Origin of the sequence: Amycolatopsis sp. YIM 10, assembly GCF_009429145.1 — a bacterium.
Lineage (GTDB): Bacteria > Actinomycetota > Actinomycetes > Mycobacteriales > Pseudonocardiaceae > Amycolatopsis.
The window spans coordinates 5,746,960-5,766,579 of sequence record NZ_CP045480.1; the positions used below are offsets into that span (position 1 = coordinate 5,746,960).

Annotated in this window: 21 protein-coding genes; 12 read left to right on the forward strand and 9 right to left on the reverse strand. The window is 71.8% G+C overall.

What is annotated here, in order from left to right; all coding sequences use genetic code 11:
• Nucleotides 1-26: 26 nt before the first annotated feature.
• On the reverse strand, nucleotides 27-797 hold the full coding sequence (locus YIM_RS27285; RefSeq protein WP_153033046.1) for a MerR family transcriptional regulator: 771 nt from the start codon (nucleotides 795-797) through the stop codon (nucleotides 27-29).
• 62 nt (nucleotides 798-859) lie between these two features.
• Nucleotides 860-1,507, reverse strand: coding sequence for a TetR/AcrR family transcriptional regulator (locus tag YIM_RS27290; RefSeq protein ID WP_153033047.1), 648 nt, complete (start codon nucleotides 1,505-1,507; stop codon nucleotides 860-862).
• Nucleotides 1,508-1,604: 97 nt separating this feature from the next.
• Here YIM_RS27290 and YIM_RS27295 point away from each other — a divergent pair, with 97 nt between their 5' ends.
• The 3 genes from YIM_RS27295 (at nucleotide 1,605) to YIM_RS27305 (ending at nucleotide 4,470) form a co-directional block, all read left to right on the forward strand.
• Nucleotides 1,605-2,945 (forward strand): cytochrome P450, encoded by a 1,341-nt coding sequence (locus YIM_RS27295; RefSeq protein ID WP_153033048.1) that lies wholly within the window; start codon nucleotides 1,605-1,607, stop codon nucleotides 2,943-2,945.
• A gap of 92 nt (nucleotides 2,946-3,037) precedes the next feature.
• Complete coding sequence (locus tag YIM_RS27300) at nucleotides 3,038-4,222, forward strand: S8 family serine peptidase (RefSeq protein ID WP_153033049.1); 1,185 nt, start codon at nucleotides 3,038-3,040, stop codon at nucleotides 4,220-4,222.
• A gap of 26 nt (nucleotides 4,223-4,248) precedes the next feature.
• The gene (locus YIM_RS27305; RefSeq protein WP_153033050.1) at nucleotides 4,249-4,470 is read left to right on the forward strand and encodes a hypothetical protein; all 222 of its coding nucleotides are present in this window, start codon (nucleotides 4,249-4,251) and stop codon (nucleotides 4,468-4,470) included.
• Here the strand turns inward: YIM_RS27305 and YIM_RS27310 are convergent.
• Complete coding sequence (locus YIM_RS27310; protein ID WP_153033051.1) at nucleotides 4,467-6,404, reverse strand: VWA domain-containing protein; 1,938 nt, start codon at nucleotides 6,402-6,404, stop codon at nucleotides 4,467-4,469. The two genes, YIM_RS27305 and YIM_RS27310, sit on opposite strands and share 4 nt — an antisense overlap.
• On the reverse strand, nucleotides 6,401-7,798 hold the full coding sequence (locus YIM_RS27315) for a sigma 54-interacting transcriptional regulator (protein ID WP_153033052.1): 1,398 nt from the start codon (nucleotides 7,796-7,798) through the stop codon (nucleotides 6,401-6,403). Before YIM_RS27315 ends, YIM_RS27310 begins: the two co-directional genes overlap by 4 nt.
• Nucleotides 7,799-7,872: 74 nt before the next feature.
• On the opposite strand from YIM_RS27315, the gene YIM_RS27320 reads away from it, so the two are divergent.
• Both YIM_RS27320 and YIM_RS27325 read left to right on the forward strand, forming a co-directional pair.
• Nucleotides 7,873-8,670: a hypothetical protein gene (locus YIM_RS27320; protein ID WP_153033053.1), complete on the forward strand. Its 798-nt coding sequence runs from the start codon at nucleotides 7,873-7,875 to the stop codon at nucleotides 8,668-8,670.
• On the forward strand, nucleotides 8,667-9,425 hold the full coding sequence (locus YIM_RS27325; RefSeq protein ID WP_153033054.1) for a metallophosphoesterase: 759 nt from the start codon (nucleotides 8,667-8,669) through the stop codon (nucleotides 9,423-9,425). The genes YIM_RS27320 and YIM_RS27325 overlap by 4 nt, the downstream gene beginning before the upstream one ends.
• Here YIM_RS27325 and YIM_RS27330 read toward each other — a convergent pair.
• The 3 genes from YIM_RS27330 to YIM_RS27340 all read right to left on the reverse strand — a co-directional run bounded on the left by YIM_RS27330 (nucleotide 9,403) and on the right by YIM_RS27340 (nucleotide 11,539).
• Nucleotides 9,403-9,867 (reverse strand): peroxiredoxin, encoded by a 465-nt coding sequence (locus YIM_RS27330; protein WP_153033055.1) that lies wholly within the window; start codon nucleotides 9,865-9,867, stop codon nucleotides 9,403-9,405. The two genes, YIM_RS27325 and YIM_RS27330, sit on opposite strands and share 23 nt — an antisense overlap.
• Nucleotides 9,868-9,877: 10 nt before the next feature.
• On the reverse strand, nucleotides 9,878-10,417 hold the full coding sequence (locus YIM_RS27335) for an RNA polymerase sigma factor (RefSeq protein WP_153033056.1): 540 nt from the start codon (nucleotides 10,415-10,417) through the stop codon (nucleotides 9,878-9,880).
• A 75-nt stretch (nucleotides 10,418-10,492) separates the two neighbouring features.
• Nucleotides 10,493-11,539: a ferrochelatase gene (locus YIM_RS27340; RefSeq protein WP_153037288.1), complete on the reverse strand. Its 1,047-nt coding sequence runs from the start codon at nucleotides 11,537-11,539 to the stop codon at nucleotides 10,493-10,495.
• Between the two features lie 84 nt (nucleotides 11,540-11,623).
• Here YIM_RS27340 and YIM_RS27345 point away from each other — a divergent pair, with 84 nt between their 5' ends.
• The 3 genes from YIM_RS27345 (at nucleotide 11,624) to YIM_RS27355 (ending at nucleotide 13,853) form a co-directional block, all read left to right on the forward strand.
• Entirely contained in the window at nucleotides 11,624-12,199 is a 576-nt protein-coding gene (locus YIM_RS27345) for a TetR/AcrR family transcriptional regulator (RefSeq protein WP_153033057.1), read from the forward strand.
• Nucleotides 12,200-12,274: 75 nt separating this feature from the next.
• A complete protein-coding gene (locus YIM_RS27350; protein WP_153033058.1) occupies nucleotides 12,275-13,444 on the forward strand; it encodes a Cmx/CmrA family chloramphenicol efflux MFS transporter in 1,170 nt (389 codons plus the stop codon).
• 13 nt (nucleotides 13,445-13,457) lie between these two features.
• Nucleotides 13,458-13,853 (forward strand): nuclear transport factor 2 family protein, encoded by a 396-nt coding sequence (locus tag YIM_RS27355; RefSeq protein ID WP_153033059.1) that lies wholly within the window; start codon nucleotides 13,458-13,460, stop codon nucleotides 13,851-13,853.
• Nucleotides 13,854-13,917: 64 nt separating this feature from the next.
• On the opposite strand, the gene fabI is transcribed toward YIM_RS27355, so the two are convergent.
• Both fabI and fabG read right to left on the reverse strand, forming a co-directional pair.
• Nucleotides 13,918-14,685 carry an enoyl-ACP reductase FabI gene (fabI, locus tag YIM_RS27360; protein ID WP_153033060.1) on the reverse strand — a complete coding sequence of 256 codons (768 nt, stop codon included), beginning with the start codon at nucleotides 14,683-14,685 and terminating at the stop codon, nucleotides 13,918-13,920.
• A gap of 39 nt (nucleotides 14,686-14,724) precedes the next feature.
• Entirely contained in the window at nucleotides 14,725-15,429 is a 705-nt protein-coding gene (fabG, locus tag YIM_RS27365) for a beta-ketoacyl-ACP reductase (protein WP_153033061.1), read from the reverse strand.
• Between the two features lie 145 nt (nucleotides 15,430-15,574).
• Here fabG and YIM_RS27370 point away from each other — a divergent pair, with 145 nt between their 5' ends.
• The 4 genes from YIM_RS27370 (at nucleotide 15,575) to YIM_RS27385 (ending at nucleotide 19,599) form a co-directional block, all read left to right on the forward strand.
• Nucleotides 15,575-16,228, forward strand: coding sequence for a response regulator transcription factor (locus tag YIM_RS27370; RefSeq protein ID WP_194239765.1), 654 nt, complete (start codon nucleotides 15,575-15,577; stop codon nucleotides 16,226-16,228).
• Between the two features lie 4 nt (nucleotides 16,229-16,232).
• The gene (locus YIM_RS27375) at nucleotides 16,233-17,612 is read left to right on the forward strand and encodes a HAMP domain-containing sensor histidine kinase (RefSeq protein ID WP_153033063.1); all 1,380 of its coding nucleotides are present in this window, start codon (nucleotides 16,233-16,235) and stop codon (nucleotides 17,610-17,612) included.
• Nucleotides 17,609-18,547: a TAXI family TRAP transporter solute-binding subunit gene (locus tag YIM_RS27380; RefSeq protein WP_153033064.1), complete on the forward strand. Its 939-nt coding sequence runs from the start codon at nucleotides 17,609-17,611 to the stop codon at nucleotides 18,545-18,547. Before YIM_RS27375 ends, YIM_RS27380 begins: the two co-directional genes overlap by 4 nt.
• Before the next feature lie 110 nt (nucleotides 18,548-18,657).
• On the forward strand, nucleotides 18,658-19,599 hold the full coding sequence (locus tag YIM_RS27385; protein ID WP_153033065.1) for a hypothetical protein: 942 nt from the start codon (nucleotides 18,658-18,660) through the stop codon (nucleotides 19,597-19,599).
• Nucleotides 19,600-19,620: the final 21 nt, after the last annotated feature.

The following is a 19,620-nucleotide window of genomic DNA, read 5'->3' on the forward strand; positions in this document are numbered from 1 at the left end:
GGACACCGGACGGGAGAGCGGCGCCGCTACTCCTGTCGTGCGGAGTTCGCCACGGCGGCGTCCCGGATGAACTCGGCCAGGCCCGGCCGCTGGTCCGGTTCACGCACCAGGAAGCCCAGCTGTACCGGTTCGGTCACGTAGAGCGCGGTCACGTTGCGATGCATCTCATACCCGCACTCCCCCATGAACGCGCCCAGCATCCGCCGGTGCTCCTCGAGCAGGTCCATCGCCGCCTCGTCGCCGGGGGCCGCGCCCGCGTCCAGCAGGGCCAGCAGCCGATCGACCCAGTCCTGCCGGACCCGCTCGGCCTCGGCCCAGTCCTGCTTCCCCATCGGCTCCAGGTTCTGCTGCGCCCACTGCCACTCGGGCGTGTCGCCCCAGCGAGCGGCGGCCTGCTCCGCGTAGCCCTCCGGCTCGCGGAAACCGCCGAACACCTCCAGTTTCTCTTCCGGCGTCAGCGCTTCGCCCATCTTCTTCGCCTCCAGCACGCGCTCGACGGACGCGACCATGCGGCGCAACCGCTCGATCCGCTCGCGCAACAGCTCACGCTGCCGTTCGAGATGCCCGATCGGGTCGGTCGGCGGTTCGTCCACAATGGCCGCGATCGTCTCCAGTGAGAAGCCCAGCTCCCGGTAGAGCAGGATGCGCTGCAGGCGGTCCAGATCGGCGTCGCTGTAGCGGCGGTACCCGGCGGCGCTGCGGCCGCTCGGGGTGAGCAGGCCGATCTCGTCGTAGTGGTGCAGCGTGCGCACGGTCACCCCGGCGAGTTCGGCCACCCGGCCGACCGGAAAGCTCACGGCTTCTCCCTTTTCCCTTCGGCCGGTACTTTCCCGGCCCTGACGTGAGCCACTGTGGTTCCTCACGTCGCGTCAGGGTCAAGCCCGCCCGCCGGCCCACCACCACCCTCAACGGAGCTTCGCGCTGTCCAGTTGGCAGACGCAGCCCACAAAGCCGTCAGTCCGGCGGTCAGGTCGTCGCCGCTGGGCGAGCCTTCGGGATCGAGCAGCCACTGCACGGAAAGCCCGTCGCAGACGGCGATGACAAAACTGGCCACCGCCGCGCACCGCGGATCCTCGGGCGAGAAACCCTCCCCCAGCGACTGCGCCACCAGCCCGGCCACCCTGGCGCGGCAGCTGCGGTACTGGGCGGCGAACTGCTCGCGCAGCGACGGCGTGCGCTCGGCCTGCGCCAGAGCCTCCACATAGGACAGCAGCAGCGCGCGGCGGCTGTCCAGGTTCTCCAGCACCGTCGCCCAGGTCAGCCGCCCGCGCTCGATCGGCGGCACGCCCGGCTCGGCCATCGCGATGTCGGCCAGCTGGTTGGTCCACTCCTCGAACACCTCGCCGATCGCGGCGTTGAGCAGGCCAGCCTTGGACCCGAAGTGGTACCCGATCGAGGCCAGGTTCGTGCCCGAAGCGGCCACCAGGTCACGCGCGGTGATGTGCGCGTATCCCTTGTCCTCGAGCAGCCGTCGCGCGGCGGCCAGCAGTTCTTCGCGATGCCCCACCAGCCCAGCCTAGTCCCCCACGCCTGGACAGCAGATCTATACGCGCGTATAAATCGGGGCAGGGCAGATCGGGCCAGCCGTCTCGGGAGGAACCGTCATGACCAGCACCGCACCGACCCGTCCCAGCGCCGGTCCGGCCGCTTCCGCGAGCCGGGCGCTGCCACCCGGTCCGCGCCTGCCGGTCGCGGTGCAGACCGTGCTCTTCGGCAGCTTCCGCCAGTTCCTGCTGCCGCTGGCGCGCCGCCGCTACGGCGACGTGGTGCGCCTGCGCATCTACCCCGAGCGGGACGTGGTCTCGCTGTCCGACCCCGAGCACATCAAGGCCGTGTTCACCGGCCCGGCCACCACCTTCCACGCCGGTGAGGGCAACGCGATCCTCAAGCCGCTGATGGGCGAGCACTCCGTGCTGCTCACCGACGAGGACCAGCACATGCGGGCGCGCAAGCTGCTGATGCCCGCGTTCAACGGCTCGGCACTGCGCGGTTACCGCGAGATGGTCACCGAGCTGACCGTGGCCGAGGTGGAGCGCTGGCCGACCGGCCGGATTTTCCGTTCACACGAACGGATGCAGGTACTCACCCTGGAGGTGATCCTGCGAGTGGTGTTCGGCGTGACCGACGGGCCGCGGCTGGACCGGCTGCGGGTGCTGCTGCGCCGCCTGCTCGACATCGGCCCGCTCGACATCTTCGGCTGGCACAACCCGAACCTGCAGAAGGCGGGCCCGTGGAAGCGCAACGCCCAGCGGCAGCGGGAGATCGACGAGCTGATCTACGCCGAGATCGCCGACCGGCGCCGCGCCGGTGACCTGGCCGACCGCGGCGACGTGCTCTCGCGCCTGCTCACCGTGCCGGGAGACGATCCGCTGACCGACGCCGAACTGCGCGACCAGCTGATCACCCTGCTGCTGGCCGGGCACGAAACCACCGCGACCACGCTCGGCTGGGCGTTCCACGAACTGGCCCGCGATCCCGCGTCCCTGCGCTCCGCGACCGAGGCCGCCGACAACAACGACGAGAAGTACCTCGAAGCGGTGACGAAGGAGGCGATGCGACTGCACCCGGTGATCCACGAGGTCGCCCGGCGCCTCACCGAGGACACCGAGGTCGGCGGGTACGTGCTGCCCGCCGGGTTCACCGTGCAGCCGTCGATCGCGCTCGTGCAGTCTGATCCGGAGCACTACCCCGAGCCGGAGCGGTTCTCCCCGGAGCGGTTCGTCGACGGCAACCCGCCCGCGGGCACCTGGTTCCCGTTCGGCGGCGGGGTGCGGCGCTGCCTCGGCGCCGGATTCTCCTTGATGGAAGCCAATGTCGTGCTGCGCGAGGTGCTGCGCCGCTACCACCTGTCCCCCGAACGGCGCAGCGCGGAGAAGCCGAAAGCCAGGCACATCACCATGGTTCCCGCCCGCGGAGCGAAAATCCTTGTCACTGAGCGGAATTGATCGCTACCAAACGGTGATGTGATCTGTGTTGCATCCCGCGTTCGAGGGCCGATTGACGTAGAGGCACGTTTTTCGAACGCAAGGGGATCGACATGACGGACGGGGCAAGCGGGACCACGGGGCGGTACCTGGTTCTGCTGGAAGAGGATTCGGCCGTGGCGGGGGCCCGGAGCATGGCCGACGTCGCCGGACTGCGCACGGCGAGCACAGCCGATCTGTACGGCTCGGCGAGCGTGAGCTCGCTCGACGGCGCCGACGGGCTGCTGCTGCACGAACTCGGGGTCGCGGTGGTGACCGCGGGCGAGGACCAGGTCGCCGCGCTCACCGCGGCGGCCGACGCACCGGGCCCGATCTCGCGGATCGAGGCGGAGCGCACGGTCTTCGCGATCTCGCCCGCCACGCCGACGGTGGAGCAGGCCCAGGTCGACGAGACCATGTTCACCTGGGGCCTGCAGGCCACCCGGGCGCACGAAAGCCAGCTGAGCGGCAAGGGCATCCGGGTCGCCGTGCTGGACACCGGGTTCGACGTCAACCACCCCGACTTCGCCGGGCGCGCGGTGGTCACCAGTTCCTTCGTCGACGGCGAGGACGTGCAGGACGGCAACGGCCACGGCACGCACTGCATCGGCACCTCGTGCGGGCCGCGCAAGGTCGACGGCGGGCCGGGCTACGGGATCGCCTACGAGGCCGAGATCTACGCGGGCAAGGTGCTCGGCAACTCCGGTTCCGGCTCCGACGGCGGCATCCTGGCCGGCATCTCGTGGGCGATCGGCAACGGCTGCGCGATCGTGTCCATGTCGCTGGGCGCGGACACCAATCCGGGTGACCCGTTCTCGCCGGTCTACGAGCAGGTCGCCCAGCGCGCGCTGAGCCGCGGCACGCTGATCATCGCCGCCGCGGGCAACGCCAGCGAGCGCGCCGACGGCAAGATCGCCCCGATCGGGCACCCGGCGAACTGCCCGTCGATCCTCGCGGTCGGCGCGGTGGACGTCGCGGGCGCGATCGCCGACTTCTCCTCGGGTTCGGTGGACGCCGGGCACGGGGTGGACATCGGCGGGCCGGGCGTGAACGTGCACTCGGCGTGGCCGATGCCCAAGCGCTACCGGAGCATCAGCGGCACCAGCATGGCCACGCCGCACGTGTCCGGGCTGGCGGCGCTGGTCGCGCAGAAGTACGGCGCGCGGGGCTGGGAGCTGTGGGGCAGGCTGTCCCAGTGCTCCCTGCGCACCGGGTTGTCTTCGCAGGACTCGGGTGTTGGACTGGTCCAGGCACCCTGAGCAGCGCCTGACAACGAGGAGCGGCGATGACCGAGAATCGCAAAGTGATCGTGTCCGTCGCCGAGGAACAGCTGTCCGACATACCGGCCGTGGTCGAGGCGCTGGAACAGGCCGGACTGACCGTGGACTCGGTGCTCGAGCCGATCGGCACGATCACCGGGTCCCTCGGCCAGGGCGACGTCGCCGCGCTGCAGGAAATCCCGGGAGTCCGGGACGTCGAACTGCAGCGCGACGTCGATACGCGTTAGTCGCGGTTGCGGAGGTAGTCGCCCACCACGGCGGCGCCTAGGCCGTCGAGGTCCGGCGCCACCACCCGGCCGCCGGAGCGGCGGGCGATCAGGTTCACGAACGAGGTCAGGCGCGGGTCGTCACCGAGGCGGAACACGGTGACGGCCGCGCCCAGCCTGGCCAGCTGGTCCACCTCGGTGATGGTCCGGCGAATGGTCTGCGGCAGCGGCGGATAGGAGAACTCCGCGACGCCGTCGGCCTCCAGGTGAGCGGTCGGCTCGCCGTCGGTCACCATCAGCACCACCGGCCTCGCGCCCGGATGCCGCCGCAGGTGCCGCCCGGCCAGCAGCAGCGCGTGGTGGGCGTTGGTGCCCTGCTCCCACGTGCCCTCCAGGCCGATCAGGTCACCCAGCTCGACCGGCGCCGCGTAGCGCCCGAAGGTGATCAGCTGCAGGGCATCGTGGCGGAACCGGGTGGAGATCAGCTGGTGCAGCGCCAGCGCGGTGCGCTTCATCGGCAGCCAGCGGCCCTCCTGCACCATCGACCACGAGGTGTCCACGCACAGTGCGACCGCGGCCCGCGACCGGTGCTCGGTCTCGGTGATCTCCACGTCCGACACGTCCAGCCGCACCGCCGAGCCCGAAGACGCGGTGCGCAACACGGCGTTGCGCACCGTGCGGGAGGCGTCCCACGGCTGGGTGTCACCGAAGCGCCACGGCCGGGTCGAGCCCGTCGGCTCCCCCGCCGCTCCGGCCGAGGCCGTCTCACGCTCACCGGTGCGCCCGCGCAAGGTGCGCACCACGTCCGACAGCGCCGTTTCCCCCAGCCGCCGCAATGCCTTGGGCGACAAGCGAAGCGAGCCGTCCGGTGCCCGCTCGAACAGGCCCTGCCCGCGCAGTTCACGCTCCAGTTCGGACAGTCGTCGCGCGTCCACCGCGGCGTCCTCGCCGAGCTGGCGGGTCAGCGCCTCCAGGTCGAGATCGTCCATGCCGGCCCCGGGATAGGACTGCGCGAGCTGCTCGGCCAGCGCGTCCAGTTCGGCCAGGTCCGCCATCGCCTGCGCGCCCTCACCGAGCCCCATCGGGTTGTTCCCGCGGAACCGGCCAGCCGACTCCCAGTCCTCCCCCGGCCGAAGCGCCCGCAGCTGTGAGTCCAAATTGGACAACTGCTGCGCCAGTTCCGGGCTGCCGAAGGCCTGCTGCGAAAGCTCGGCCAGCTCGGCGCGCTGCTCCGGGGTCATCGAGTTGAGCATGCGCTGGGCGGCCGCCGCCCTGGCGGCCAGCGCGTCGATCAGCTCGTCGATGTTCTTCGGATTCTCCGGGAAGAACTCGCCGTGGCGCCGCATGAACTCGGTGAAGCGTTCGTTGACGTCGGAGAAGCCCTGCGCGTGCGCGGCGAGCAGTGCGTTGAGGTCGGCGAGCATCTGCCGGACCCGTTCGACGTCCTCGGGGCGCGTGCTCTGCAACGCCTCCTTCATGCCCTCGAACCGGGCATCCAGCAGCTCCTTGCCCAGCAGTTCCTGAATCTTCTGGTAGTTCTCCCGGCCCTGCTCGGACCGCCACGGATACTCGGCCAGTTCCCGCACCGCCGCCGCGGTACCGGGCGGCAGCGCGTCAAGTCGGGCTTCGTCGAACCGGGCGTCGTCGGACGGATCCGGGAACAGGGCACGCTTTTCCGCGTCGAGCGCTTCGTCGAGCAGGCGCCGCACCTCGTTGAGCGTGCCGTCGAGGTTGTTGCGCCGCTGGATTTCCGAGCGCCGCTGCCAAACCCGGCGGGTCAGCTCGTCGAGACCGGTGGTGTTGCGGGTGCCGCGCCGCAGCAGTTCCTCCAGCGCCGCGCGGGGCGACGAGCCGCCCAGCACGTCCCGGCCGATCTCGTCGAGCGCGTCGCGGAGATCGGCCGGTGGTGCCAGCGGATCGGGCCCGTCGTGCCACGGCCCGTACGCGTAGGTCATGGCCCGTACACCGTGCTGGTGCCGTCCTCGTCCTTGGCCAGCCGCCTGGCGAGGTACAGCGACTCCAGCGCCAGTTCCACCGCGGCGGCGATGCGGCCGGGCGAGTCGTCGGCGGAGACCCCGGCGCGGTGCGCGACCTCGTGCAGCACCGGCAGTTCCGGCAACGCGGCGAGCACGTCGGCGCCGGGAACCCGGTCACCGGTGGCCACCAGGTGCCCGTCGGCGACCACGTCGGCGAGCGGGCGCAGGTCGAGCCCGGCGAACCGCTCGCGCGCGGTCTCGGCGACCGCCCGGCGCAGCAGGTGCACCAGGTGCTCGGTCTCGCGGCCCTCCTCCCCCGGCTCGAACTCGAGCTTGCCGCGCAGCACGGCGGGCACGGCCTCCAGATCGATCGGACGGGCGACGGCGGGCTCCTCGCCGGTCAGCGCGGCCCGCCGCAGCGCCGCCGCGGCGACCGTCTCCGCCGCCGCGACCGCGAACCGGGCGGAGACCCCGGAGCGCTGGTCGATCACGCTGGCCTCGCGCAGGTTGCGGACGAACCGGGCGAGCACCTCCAGCAGCGGGTCACCCACCTCGGCGACCAGCTGCGCCTCCTGCCGGACGACGCCGACCTCGGCGTCCAGCTCCAGCGGGTAGTGCGTGCGGATCTCGGCGCCGAAGCGGTCCTTGAGCGGGGTGATGATCCGGCCGCGGTTGGTGTAGTCCTCGGGGTTCGCGGTGGCCACCACGAGCACGTCCAGCGGCAGCCGCAGGGTGTACCCGCGCACCTGGATGTCGCGCTCCTCCATCACGTTGAGCAGCGCCACCTGGATGCGCTCGGCCAGGTCCGGCAGCTCGTTGACCGCGACGATGCCGCGGTGCGCGCGCGGCACCAGTCCGAAGTGGATGGTCTCGGGATCGCCGAGGCTGCGGCCCTCGGCCACCTTCACCGGGTCGACGTCGCCGATCAAGTCGCCGACCGAGGTGTCCGGTGTGGCCAGCTTCTCGGTGTAGCGCTCGCCGCGGTGCAGCCAGGCCACGGGCAGCGCGTCGCCGAGTTCGGCGGCCCGGCGCCGCGAGGCCGGGGTGATCGGGTCGAGCGGGTGCTCGGGCAGCTCGGCGCCCTCGATCACCGGCGTCCATTCGTCGAGCAGGCCGGCCAGGGTGCGCAGCAGCCGGGTCTTGCCCTGCCCGCGCTCGCCGAGCAGGACCACGTCGTGCCCGGCCAGCAGCGCGCGCTCCAGCTGCGGCAGCACGGTGCGGCCGAACCCGACGATGCCCGGCCACGGGTCCTTCCCGGCACGCAGGGCGGTGAGCAGGTTGTCGTGGATCTCGGTTTTCACGCCGCGCGGGGCGTACCCGGCGGCGCGGAGCTCCCCCGCGGTGCGGGGAAGGTGTGCTGGTGCGGAGTTCACCTCCCCGACGCTACTGACCCGTCGGCGCTCCGTCGACGTGGACCAGCTCCAGGACCCCGGTACGCTTGTTCTCCGTGTGCTGTCCCAGTGCGTCCCTCGCGGTCTGGTCCTCGGCGTGGCTCCACGGTGCCGCGGCCTCCGACGACGCCCTCGACGCGCTGCGCGTCTGGGGTGAGGACCACGAGGTGGTGGCCGCCGACCCGTTCGGCGCCGACGCCTTCGACATCCCGGTCGCCGGTGAGCGCCCGGCCGGGCTCGCCGGCTTCCTGACCGGATTGCGCCGCCTCGGCGCCGGACCGGCGCGGTTCGTCCTGCCGGTACCCGGCGACGTGCGCGGGCTGGGCGGTGGCGGTTCGCTGACCGAGGCCGCGCTGCGCTCCGGTGAGGCCGTGGTGTTCGCCGAGATCGGGTACGGCGTGGTGCCGGAACCGATCGCCGAGGGCCTGTTCCGCTGGACGGTCCACCGGATCACCACCGCGGCCCCGATGGAGTACATCGCGCTCGGTGAGGCCGAGCACGGCCTGACCAGCGCGACCAGGAGCAGTGCGGGCGCGCTGCAGGAGCTGGACGTGGCCAGGGACCGTCCCGGCGTGCGGGCCGAGCTGTCCGAGCGCCTGCGCCGCACCGCGCACGTGAGCTGGCCGCCGGGCACTCCCGGCCGCGCGCTGCGCGTGCTCCAGCGCGCCGAGGAGATCGGCGCCATTCTCGCCATCGCCCACGCCGACGACCCCGGTGGCGCGCTGTCGGCCTCGGCCGCGATCCGCCGCGCCGACGCGCTCCGCCCGCTGCACGACGCCGTCCGCACCGCCCGGTTCGCCGCGGTGAACGAGACCATCCGGGTGTTCGCCGACCAGCCGGACCCGCTGCCGTGATCGTCATCGCGCACCTGAGTGACCTCCACCTCGACGGTGACGAGCGGAGCCTGGCACGGGCGACCCGCGTGTTCGACCACCTCAACGGGCTGCGGGGCGAGATCGACGCGGTGCTGGTGACCGGCGACCTGGCCGACCACGGGCTGGCCGAGGAGTACGAGGCCGTCGCCAAGCTGTTCGCCGGACCGAGGAAAATACTGCAACCGCTGCACTGCCCCGGAAACCACGACGTGCGCGGACCGTATCGCGAGGTCCTGCTCGGCGAAGCACCCTCGGACGGCCCGATCAACCAGGTGCACCACGCGGGCGGTGCGGTGTTCGCCCTGTGCGACTCGACCATTCCCGGCCGCGACGACGGCTACCTCACCGACGAAACGCTGGCGTGGCTCGAATCGGTCCTCGCCGACGCCGCCGATGCCCCGGTTTTTGTCTGCTTCCACCATCCTCCGGCGGAGCTGCACATCCCGTACGTCGACGGCATCCGGCAGACCGGTGAGGATCGGCTGGCGGCCCTGCTTTCCCGCCGCTCCAACGTGGTCGCGGTCCTCTGCGGACACGCGCACACGGCCGCGGCCGGCACGTTCGCCGGCTTGCCGCTGCTCGTCGCGCCGGGAGTGGTGTCGACGATCGGGCTGCCGTGGGAAAGCGACCGGATCATCGACCTCGACGCACCGCCCGCCATCGCCTTCCACGTGTTGGGCGACGACGGGCGGCTGACGACGCACTACCGCGTCATCCAGGCACCAGCTCGCTGAGGGCCCTGGTGATGCCCTTCCGGTCGTAGCTGTTGACCGGCAAGGTCGCCGCGTGGGCGTGGCGGATGACGCCGTCCCGGTCGATGAGCAGGCTTCCGGACTGCTGCAACGCGCCGAACACCTTCTTCATCAGCCCGACGGCCTCGTGCGGGGTGCCGCGCCGCCCGGTGACCACCTGGAACGGCAGCGCGCGCTTCGCCCGCCAGGCCGCGGCTTCGGCTCGTCCTTCCGGCACCGCGACCAGAACCCGGACGCCCGCGGCGGTCAGTTCGGCGGCCAGCTCGGTGAGGTTCCTGAGATGGAGGTTGCACACCGGGCAGCTGGTCGAGCGCGCGAAGTAGAGCAGCACGTTGTCCGTGCCGCGGTAGTCCGCGAGCCGGACCGCACGGCCGTCGGTGTCTTCCAGCGCGAGGTCGGGAACCGTGGATCCGATTTCGAGCATGAGGGCACTCCTAGTGATCGTCGTGCCGGAGCAGCAGTTCGCGGACCGTCGTCCTGGCCCGGTGGAGCCGGGACTTCATCGCGGCGGTGCTCAGGCCGAGCGCGTCGGCGACGGCTCGGCCGGGATAGCCCTGGATGTCCCGCATGATCAGCACGCGCCGCTGGTCACCGGGCAGTTCGGCGATCGCCGCGGCCACCCGCTGCGCCTCCAGCCCGCGCAGGACGTCGTCCTCCGCCGAAACCACCGCGCCGGGTCGCACCAGCTCGTCCCCGCGGAACGCCCGGCGGGCGCGGCGAAGGCATTCGTTGCGCACGATCCGGAACATCCACGACGCGAGCGCCCCGGAGGCCCGCAGGGTGCCGATCTTGCGGTACAGGATGATCAGCGCCTCCTGCGCCGAATCCTCCGCGTCCTCGGGCGACGCGCACAGCGAGCGCGCGAAGCGCTGCACGTGCGGGTGCGAACCCGAGACCAGGGCGGCGATGGCCTCCTGGTCACCGCTCTGCGCGGCAACGACCAACGCCTCCCTCGGCCAACCGGCCTCAGTCATGGCCTGCCCTCCACCACTGCTCCAGCGCCGGGAACGTCCCGGCCCCCATGAGAGGCGGCGTGCGGGGAAAAGGATTCAGCCGCGTGCCGGGCGCTTCGCCGGTTCACAGCAGGCGATCGCGCAGGGCTCGCCGTTGACCGTGCAGCCGGCCGCCGCGAACTTCGACAGCTTCCGCACCGGTGCGGAAGCGACGTGCTCGCGGACCAGTTCCACCACCAGCTCGGCGAACCGGGGGTCCGTGCCGGGCGTGGCCGCGCGGGCGAAGCCCATGCCGAGTTCGCGCGCCCGTTCGGCGGCTTCGTTGTCCAGGTCCCAGATCACTTCGAGGTGGTCGGAGACAAAACCCACCGGGCAGACGACCACCGAGCGCGCGCCCTCGGCGTGCAGCGCGTCGATGTGGTCGACGATGTCCGGCTCCAGCCACGGCACCTGCGGCGGGCCGGAGCGCGACTGCCACACCACGTCGTAGGTCTCCACGCCGACTTCGGCCGCCACCAGGCGCGCCGCTTCGGCGATCTGGCGCGAGTACCGGTGCCCGCCCTCTTCCGGCGGCCCGGCCGCCTTGTCCGCGCTGACCGGTACCGAATGCGCCACGAACACGATCCGCGCGCCCGCCGGGTCGTCCAGTTCGGCCATGGCGGTTCGCAGGGCGTCCGCGAAGGCGCCGACGAACAGCGGGTGGTCGAAGAACTGGCGCAGCTTGGTCAGTTCGGGCGCGTCCTCGCCGACCGCGGCCCGCGCGCGCTCGATGTCCTCGTCGTACTGGCGGCACGCGGAGTAACCACCGTAAGCGCTGGTGGGGAACACGAGGGCGCGTCGCACGCCGTCGGCCCGCATCCGTGCCACGGTGTCCTCCACCATCGGCTGCCAGTTGCGGTTGCCGAAGTACACCGGCAGGCCGATGCCCTGCGCCGCCAGCTCCTTCTCCACCGCCGCGATCGCGTCGCGGTTGAGCCGGTTGATCGGCGAGACCCCGCCGAAGTGCTGGTAGTGCTCGGCGACCTCTTCGAGCCGCTCGCGCGGCACGCCCCGGCCACGCGTCACGTTCTCCAGGAACGGCATGACCTCGTCCGGCCCTTCCGGACCACCGAAGGACAACCACAGCAGCGCGTCGTAACCCACGGTGTCCATCTTCCCCCGGTGATCCCGGCCACGCTTGCCCGGGGGTTTTGCATCAGTCGATCCAAAACAGGTACGGTGCTCGTCATGGCCCGCCCACGAGAATTCGACGAGCGCGCCGCCGTCGACCGCGCGATGCACGCGTTCTGGCGGGGCGGCTACGAAGGCACTTCGACCCAGCAGCTCTGCGAAGCCACCGGACTCGGGCGCAGCAGCATCTACAACACCTTCAGCAGCAAGCGCGAGTTGTTCGTGCGGGCGCTGCAGCACTACTGCGACACCGCGACCCAGCACCAGATCGACTTCCTCGACCGGCCGGGCTCGCCGCGCGAGAAGCTGCGCGCGCTGCTGCTGTCCACCGTCGAGGACGAGTTCACCAGCGACAACCACGGCTGCCTCGCGGTGAACACGGTGGCCGAACTCGGCGGCAAGGACGCGGAGATCAGCGCGCAGCTGGCGAAGGACACCGAGCGCTACGTCGCCGCGATCCACGCCGTGGTGACCGAGGGGCAGCGCGCCGGCGAGATCGACCCCGACCGCGATCCTCTTGTGCTCGCCCGGTTCCTGCACAGCCAGATCGGCGCGGTACGGCTGAGCGCACGCAGCGGCACCGATCGCCCGACCCTCGAACGCATCGTCGAACTGGCGCTCAGCACGCTCTGACCCCCACCACCCGCCCGGGTTCGCTTTCCGCTGCCCACATTTTGAACCAGCCGATCCAAAACGAAGGGGACGCCGATGCCGATCGCCGTCTACGTACTGGCGCTGAGCATTTTCGCGCTCGGCACCTCGGAGTTCATGCTCTCCGGGCTGCTGCCGCCGATCGCCGCCGATCTCGGGGTGAGCATTCCGGACGCCGGGCTGCTGATCTCCGCGTTCGCCGTGGGCATGCTGGTCGCCGCGCCACTGCTGGCCGCGGCCACGCTCCGCCTGCCGCGCAAGCTCACCCTGCTCGGCATGCTCGCGGTGTTCGGACTGGGCAACGTGGTCGGCGCGGTCTCCCCCGGCTACGGCCTGCTGTTCGCCTCGCGCGTGGTCAGCGCCGCGGCGGCGGCCGGGTTCTGGGCGGTCGCCGCGGTCACCACCGTGGCGATGGTGCCCGAGCGGCGGCGGGGCCGGGCGCTGGCGGTGATGGCGGGCGGGCTGACCGTGGCCAACGTGCTCGGCGTGCCGGCGGGCACCTGGCTCGGCCAGTTCGCGGGCTGGCGCTCGGCGTTCTGGGCGGTGGCGGCGCTGACCGCGGTCGCGATGATCGGCGTGCTGCTGCTGGTGCCCTCGGTCCGGCCGGCCGCCGAGCGCCCGAGCCTGCGCGGCGAACTGCGCTCCTACCGGAATCCCCAGCTGTGGCTGGCTTTCGGCATCACCTCGGCCAGCACCGCGATGGCGATGGCCACCTTCGGCTATCTGGCGCCGCTGCTCACCGAGGTGAGCGGATTGCCGGTGGACTGGCTGCCCGCGGTGCTCGCGCTGTACGGCGTCGGCGCGGTCATCGGCATCACCGCGGGCGGCCGGTTCGCCGATGTCCATCCACTGAGGACACTCGCGGGCGGTATCGGCGCGGCGGTGGTGATGCTGGCCGTGCTGGCGGTCGCCGGTGCCTCCGCCACGGTCGCGGTGATCGCGGCGTTCCTGTTGGGGCTGACCGGTTTTGTCACCAATCCCGCGCTCAACGTCCGGGTGTTCGCACTGGCGTCCTCGGCGCCGACGCTGGCCGGGGCCAGCAACGTCTCGGCGTTCAACGTCGGCATCGTGCTGGCGCCCTGGCTGGGCGGGCTGACCATCGACGCCGGACTCGGCTATCTCAGCGTCACCTGGGTGAGCATCGCGCTCGGCGTGCTGGCGCTCGGCGGTGTCGCGCTCGCTTCCACCCTGCAGCAGCGAGAACGCGTCCTGGTTTCCGTCCACTGAGGAGAGAGAACGAATGACCACCCGTGACGTACTGGCGGAACTCGACCGGCGGATGGCCGACTACGACCCGGCCCGGATCGCCGGACTGTTCGCCGAAACGGTGGACTGGGACATCCCCGGCGACACCGCGACCGTGCCGTGGATCGGCAAGCGGACCACCCGCGCCGAGGTCCGCGACTTCTTCAGCGACCTGGACCGCTACCTTGAGCGGGACGTGTACGAAGTGGAGCGGACCTTTGTGGACGGTCGGCTCGCGGTGCGGACCGGGCACCTGCGCTCGCGCATCCGGGCCACCGGCCGCTGGATCGAAACCCGGTTCGCCATCGAGCTGACCGTGACCGGCGGCCTGATCACCCGCTACCACCTGCACGAGGACAGCTGGCACATAGCCGAAGCGGCCCGCGCCTGACCACTCCCCAGATCACGAAGGTGGCCTTCGGGACGTTCCGAAGGCCACCTTCGTGACGGTCGGGTCAGAGGCCCAGTGCGTGCACGCCGCCGTCGACCATGATCATCGAGCCGGTGGTGGCGGGCAGCCAGTCCGAGAGCACCGCGCAGATGGACTTCGCCACCGGCGTCGGGTCCTCGGTGTTCCAGCCGAGCGGGGCGCGCTCGCCCCACGAGTCCTCCAGCTCGCCGAAGCCCGGGATCGACTTCGCCGCCATGGTCTTCACCGGACCGGCCGAGACCAGGTTCACCCGGATGCCCTTCGGCCCCAGATCCCGCGCCAGGTAGCGGTTGACCGACTCCAGCGCCGCCTTCGCCACGCCCATCCAGTTGTAGGCCGGCCAGGCCACGCGCGCGTCGAAGTCCATGCCGACCACCGACGAGCCCTCACCCAGCAGCGGCAGCGCCGCGGCGGTCAGCGACTTGAACGAGTACGCCGAGACCTCGACCGCGACCGAGACGTCCTCGCGCGGGGCGTCCAGGAACGGCGCGCCCAGGCAGGTCTGCGGCGCGAACCCGATCGAGTGCAGCAGCCCGTCCAGCCCGTCGACGTGCTCGCGGACCCGGTCGGCGAGGGTGTCCAGGTGCTCGTTGTTCTGCACGTCCAGCTCGATCACCGGCGCGGGCTCGGGCAGGCGCTTGGCGATGCGCTCGACCAGCGACATCCGCCCGAACCCGGTGAGCACCACCTTCGCGCCCTGCTCCTGCGCCACCTTCGCGGCGTGGAAGGCGATCGAGCCGTCGGTGATCACCCCGGTGATCAGCAGGCGCTTGCCTTCGAGCAGTCCGGTCACAAATACCTCCAGGTTGGTGGGAAACGAGTCAGTGCCGGTCTAGTGGCCCATGCCGAGGCCGCCGTCGACGGGCAGCACCGCACCGTTGACGTAGCCCGCCTCGTCCGACGCGAGGAAACGCACCGCGGCCGCGATTTCAGCAGGCTCGGCGTACCGGCCGGACGGGATCGTGGCGAGGATCTCCTTGCGGCGCTCCTCGGGCAGCTCGTCGGTCATGTCCGTGGTGACGAAGCCCGGCAGGATCACGTTCGCGGTGATGTTGCGCGACCCCAGTTCCCTGGCCAGCGACCGGGACAGGCCGATCAGTCCCGCCTTGCTCGCCGCGTAGTTCACCTGACCGGCCGAACCGGTCAGCCCCACCACCGAGGAGATGAACACGAACCGGCCCCAGCGCGCCTTCAGCATCGCGCGGCTGGCCCGCTTCGCGACGCGGTACGCGCCGGTCAGGTTCGCGTCGACCACCCGGGTGAACTGCTCCTCGCTCATCCGCATGAGCAGCGTGTCGTCGGTCATGCCCGCGTTCGACACCAGCACCTCGACCGGGCCCTGGTGCTCCTCGACCGCCTTGAACGCCGCGTCGATCTGCTCGGCGTCGGTGACGTCGGCGCGCACGCCGAACAGGCCGTCGGGAGCTCCCGAGCCGCGGTGTGTCACCGCGACCTTGTGCCCCTGCGCCGCGAGATCGCGCGCGATCGCCAGGCCGATGCCGCGATTACCCCCGGTGACCAGAACGGACCGTCCCACGTATGCACTCCCTAGCCCTCGTGCCGTTGCTGACGCACGAAGGTTATCCAGCCGCGATCGGCCGCCCGCAGCCGCGCCACCTCTACTCGCTGGTAGCCGTCGTACGGCACAATGCGCGGGAAAGCTCGAGGTGGAGGGACCGGCCGTGCGTGTGCTGCTCGTCGAAGACGACGACGGGATGGCCGACGCCCTCACCGAGTCGCTCGACGCCCGCGGGCACGTGGTCACCAGGGCCGCGCGCGGCGCGGACGCGCTCGTCCGGCACGGCGACGCCGACCTGTTGCTGCTGGACCTCGGCCTGCCCGACACCGACGGGCTCGAGGTGCTGCACCGGATCCGCCAGGTCTCCGAGGTACCGGTGGTGGTGCTCACCGCCCGTGACGACGAGCAGTCCGTGGTCCGCGGGCTGCGGCTGGGCGCGGACGACTTCCTCGCCAAGCCGGTGCGGCTCGCCGAACTGCTGGCACGCATCGACGCGGTCGCCCGGCGCGCCCGCGACAGCGCCGGGCCGGAGGTCGTCCAGGTCACCGACGTGGAGATCGACCTGGCCGCGCGGCGGGTGCGCGCCGGCGGCACCGAGGTCACGCTGACCACCAAGGAGTTCGACCTGCTGGCCGTGCTCGCGGGGCGCCCGGGCACCGCGGTCAGCCGCCAGCAGCTGATGGACGAGGTGTGGGGCGACGCCAGCCTCGCCGTGTCGCGCACGCTGGACGTGCACCTGACCCAGCTGCGCGCGAAGCTCGACCGCCCCGGCCTGCTCGTCACCATCCGCGGCTTCGGCTACCGGCTCGGGGACTGAACCGGTGCGCGCCCGCCTGCTCGTCGCGTTGCTGGTGTTCGCGCTGGTCGCGGTCGCCGGATTCGCCGTGCCCCTGCTTTCGGCCACGGCCGAGCAGCGCACGCAGCAACTGGTGATCAGCCGCAACGCCGACGTCGACCGCTTCGTTCTGCTCGCGCAACAGGCCGTCGAATCCGGGGACGCGGCGATGCTGCGCACCGAAGCCGAAGCGTATAGGGCGTTATACAATGAACCGGTGCTGGTGGTCGACGCGCACCGGCGGCCGCTGGTGGAGAGCCCGGACCTGAACCTCGGCCAGCAGCCGGTGCGCGAGCGGGTCGAAGCCACCCTGCGCAACCAGGCCACCCCGGCGCCGGAAACGCTCAGCCCGTGGTCGGCCGATCCGGTGGTGTTCGCGCGCCCGGTCGGCCCGAGCACCCGCGTGGCGGGCGTGGTCCTGCTGCGGGCCTCGGTGGACACCGCCGCGGCCGACGTCGGCCGCCGGTGGCTGCTCACCGGGCTCGGCGCCGTCGCCGCCGCGCTCGCCTTCGCCGCGCTCGCCTGGCAGTTCGCCCGCTGGGTGCTGAAACCGTTGCGCCAGCTGGAAGACGGGGTGCTCGCGGTGACCGGCGGCCGTCGTGCCCAGGTCCCGGCCAGCACGGGCCCGAAGGAACTGCGGGTGCTCGCCGGGGAGTTCAACCAGATGTCCGACGCCGTGCTCGAGTCCGCCGAGCAGCAACGGCGGATGGTCGCCGACGCCTCCCACCAGCTGCGGAACCCGATGGCGGCACTGCGCCTGCGGGTGGATTCGCTGGCGCCACGCGTCGACGAGCAAGGGCAGCGGACCTATCTCGCCACGGTGACCGAAGTGGAGCGGCTGGAGTCCCTGCTGGACGGCCTGCTCGCGCTCGCCGTCGCCGAGACCACGGCGACCAGGGCGGCGGCCGCGGGCTCCGCCGAGCACGCCGACCTGGCCGGGGTGCTCGCCGAGCGGGTCGACGCCTGGCGGCCGTCCGCCGATCAGTCCGACGTGGACATCAAGGTCGGGGTGGTACCGACGGTCCTGCTGCGCTGCCCCGAATCCGACCTGGCGCAGATCCTGGACGTGCTGCTGGACAACGCCATCAGCCACGGCGGCCCCGAGCTGACGCTGAGCGCGTCCGTGCACGGGGACCACGCGGTGCTCCTGGTGCGGGACAACGGTCCCGGACTGTCCGAAGAGGAACGTGCCAAGGCCACCGAGCGGTTCTGGCGGCGCGGCGGCGACGGTGCCCCGCGCGGCACCGGACTCGGCCTGGCCATCGCGGAACGCCTCACCTCCGCGCACGGTGGCGCGCTGAGCCTGCACGCCACCGAACCGCACGGCCTGACCGTGCGCGTCGAACTCCCGGTGGTGCCCGCATGAGGCGCCGCAGCCTGCTCCTCGGCGGCCTGGCCCTGCTCGCCGCGGGCTGCGCGCCCGGCGGCTACCGCGGCCCGGACCGGAAGGTGACCATCGCCGCGGGTGAGCGCGGCGGCTTCTACCTGGCCTTCGCGCAGCTGCTCGCCGCCGAGATCACCAAGGCCGAACCCGCGCTGCGGTGCGAAGCGGTGGTCACCGAAGCCAGCGTCGCCAACGTGAACCAGCTCCGCGAGGGCACCGTCGATCTGGGCTTGGTGCTGGCCGACGTGGCGCAGTCGGCGGTACGCGGGCAGGACCCGTTCCCCGCGCCGGTGCCGTTGCACGCGCTCGGCCGGGTCTACGAGAACTACCTGCAGGTGGTCGTCCCTGCCGACGGCCCGGTCCGCGACCTGGCCGGACTCGCCGGGCGCCCGGTGGCCATCGGCTCGCGCTTCTCCGGCGCGGCCTTCCTGGCGCAGCGCCTGCTCACCGTGTCCGGTATCGAGGTCCAGCCGAGCACGCTGCTGCTCGGCGAGGCGATCGCCGCGCTGCGCGACCGCCGGGTCGACGCCCTGATCTGGTCCGGCGGCGTGCCGACGCCCGCGATCGCCGAACTGGACCGGGAAACCCCGATCCGGTTGCTGGCCCTCGACCGCGCGCTGCCGGTGCTGCGCTCGGTGCACGGCCCGGTCTACGAACAGGTGCGCGTCCCGGCCGACGCCTACGAAGGCGTGGGCGATGTGCCCACCATCGGCACCGCGAACCTGCTCGCCTGCTCCCCCGCGCTGCCCGACGACGTGGCCGCCGCCGTGGTGCGCGTGCTGGTCAGCCACGCCGCCGACCTGGTGCCCGCCGAAGCGGTCGGCGCGCAGTTCCTCGACGTGCGCACGCTGATCGGCACCGGCGAGGTCCCGCTGCACCCCGGTGCCGTGCGGACCTACCGCGAACTGCACGGGTAGGGGTGCGGGGGCGCGAGTAACCCCTGTTGCGCCGAGTGCATCTTGATCAGCGGTCAATGGGCCGGTTGTATTCCGGGCACAATTCCACACCGGCCACGGAGGAAACCGCGATGACCCAGTCGATCTCGCTGTCCGATCCCACCGCCACACGGGCGAAACCGTGGCGGCTGGTGCTGTTGTCCGGCCTGGCCGGGGTGGTGCTGGCGGTGCTGTGGTCACCGCACCTGGTGGACAAGGTGATCGCGGGCGGCATCGCCGGCCCGATCTTCGGCGAGGACCTCGGCGCGGTGACCATCTCCGGGTCCGGCATGGCGATCGCGTTCGCCTTCGTCACCGGCATCGCGGGCATGTTCACCGCGTGCAACGTGGCGGTGTTCAGCGCGCTCGCGCCGCTGGCCGCGCAGCCGGGCGACACCCGGAGCCGGACGCTGGCCCTGCTGCGCCCGATCGGCCTGCTGCTGGCGGGCGCGGTGGTGGTCTCCGGGGTCTACGGCGCGATCGGCGTGCTGTTCAGCGACGGCATGCCGCAGCTGTCCTCGGCCAGGCTCGGTGATCCGGAGACCGGGCTGGCGGTCCGCATCCTCCAGGCGGGAATCGTCTTCAGCCTCATCGGCCTGATCATGGTGTGGCGCGGGCTGAGCTACGCCGGGCTGGCCCGCAACCCGCTGGCGGGACTGTTCGCCCGCCGCCCGGGCGCCGAACTGGTGTTCCTCGGGGCGCTGATGGGCGCGTTCCTGATCGGACGGCCGTACCCGCCGTTCCGCAAGCTGTACGAGTACGCGGCTTCCACCGACAACCCGCTGCTCGGCTTCCTCACCTTCGCGCTGCAGTCGGCGGGCAACATCGCCGGGGTCGCCGTGCTGTTCCTGGTGGTCACGCTGGCCACGCGGGGCCGGTTCCAGCGATGGCTGACCCGCTCCCCCGGCCGCGCGGCGCGCATCTCGGCCGCCGCGTTCATCCTCGTGGGCACGTTCTTCGTCTTCTACTGGGGCGTCAAACTGGGCTACCGCGCGGGCGTGCTGTGGTGGCCGCAGATGCCGTACAACTCGTGAACCACGCCTAGTTAGGGTGGG

Excerpts from the sequence above, each read along its gene's own strand:
- YIM_RS27385 (WP_153033065.1), top strand. The coding sequence starts at position 18,658 with ATGACCCAGTCGATCTCGCTGTCCGATCCCACCGCCACACGGGCGAAA.
- YIM_RS27345 (WP_153033057.1), top strand. The coding sequence starts at position 11,624 with ATGGCCCGCCCACGAGAATTCGACGAGCGCGCCGCCGTCGACCGCGCG.
- YIM_RS27380 (WP_153033064.1), top strand. The coding sequence starts at position 17,609 with ATGAGGCGCCGCAGCCTGCTCCTCGGCGGCCTGGCCCTGCTCGCCGCG.
- YIM_RS27335 (WP_153033056.1), bottom strand. The coding sequence starts at position 10,417 with ATGACTGAGGCCGGTTGGCCGAGGGAGGCGTTGGTCGTTGCCGCGCAG.
- YIM_RS27350 (WP_153033058.1), top strand. The coding sequence starts at position 12,275 with ATGCCGATCGCCGTCTACGTACTGGCGCTGAGCATTTTCGCGCTCGGC.
- YIM_RS27355 (WP_153033059.1), top strand. The coding sequence starts at position 13,458 with ATGACCACCCGTGACGTACTGGCGGAACTCGACCGGCGGATGGCCGAC.
- YIM_RS27295 (WP_153033048.1), top strand. The coding sequence starts at position 1,605 with ATGACCAGCACCGCACCGACCCGTCCCAGCGCCGGTCCGGCCGCTTCC.
- YIM_RS27310 (WP_153033051.1), bottom strand. The coding sequence starts at position 6,404 with ATGACCTACGCGTACGGGCCGTGGCACGACGGGCCCGATCCGCTGGCA.
- YIM_RS27300 (WP_153033049.1), top strand. The coding sequence starts at position 3,038 with ATGACGGACGGGGCAAGCGGGACCACGGGGCGGTACCTGGTTCTGCTG.
- YIM_RS27305 (WP_153033050.1), top strand. The coding sequence starts at position 4,249 with ATGACCGAGAATCGCAAAGTGATCGTGTCCGTCGCCGAGGAACAGCTG.
- YIM_RS27330 (WP_153033055.1), bottom strand. The coding sequence starts at position 9,867 with ATGCTCGAAATCGGATCCACGGTTCCCGACCTCGCGCTGGAAGACACC.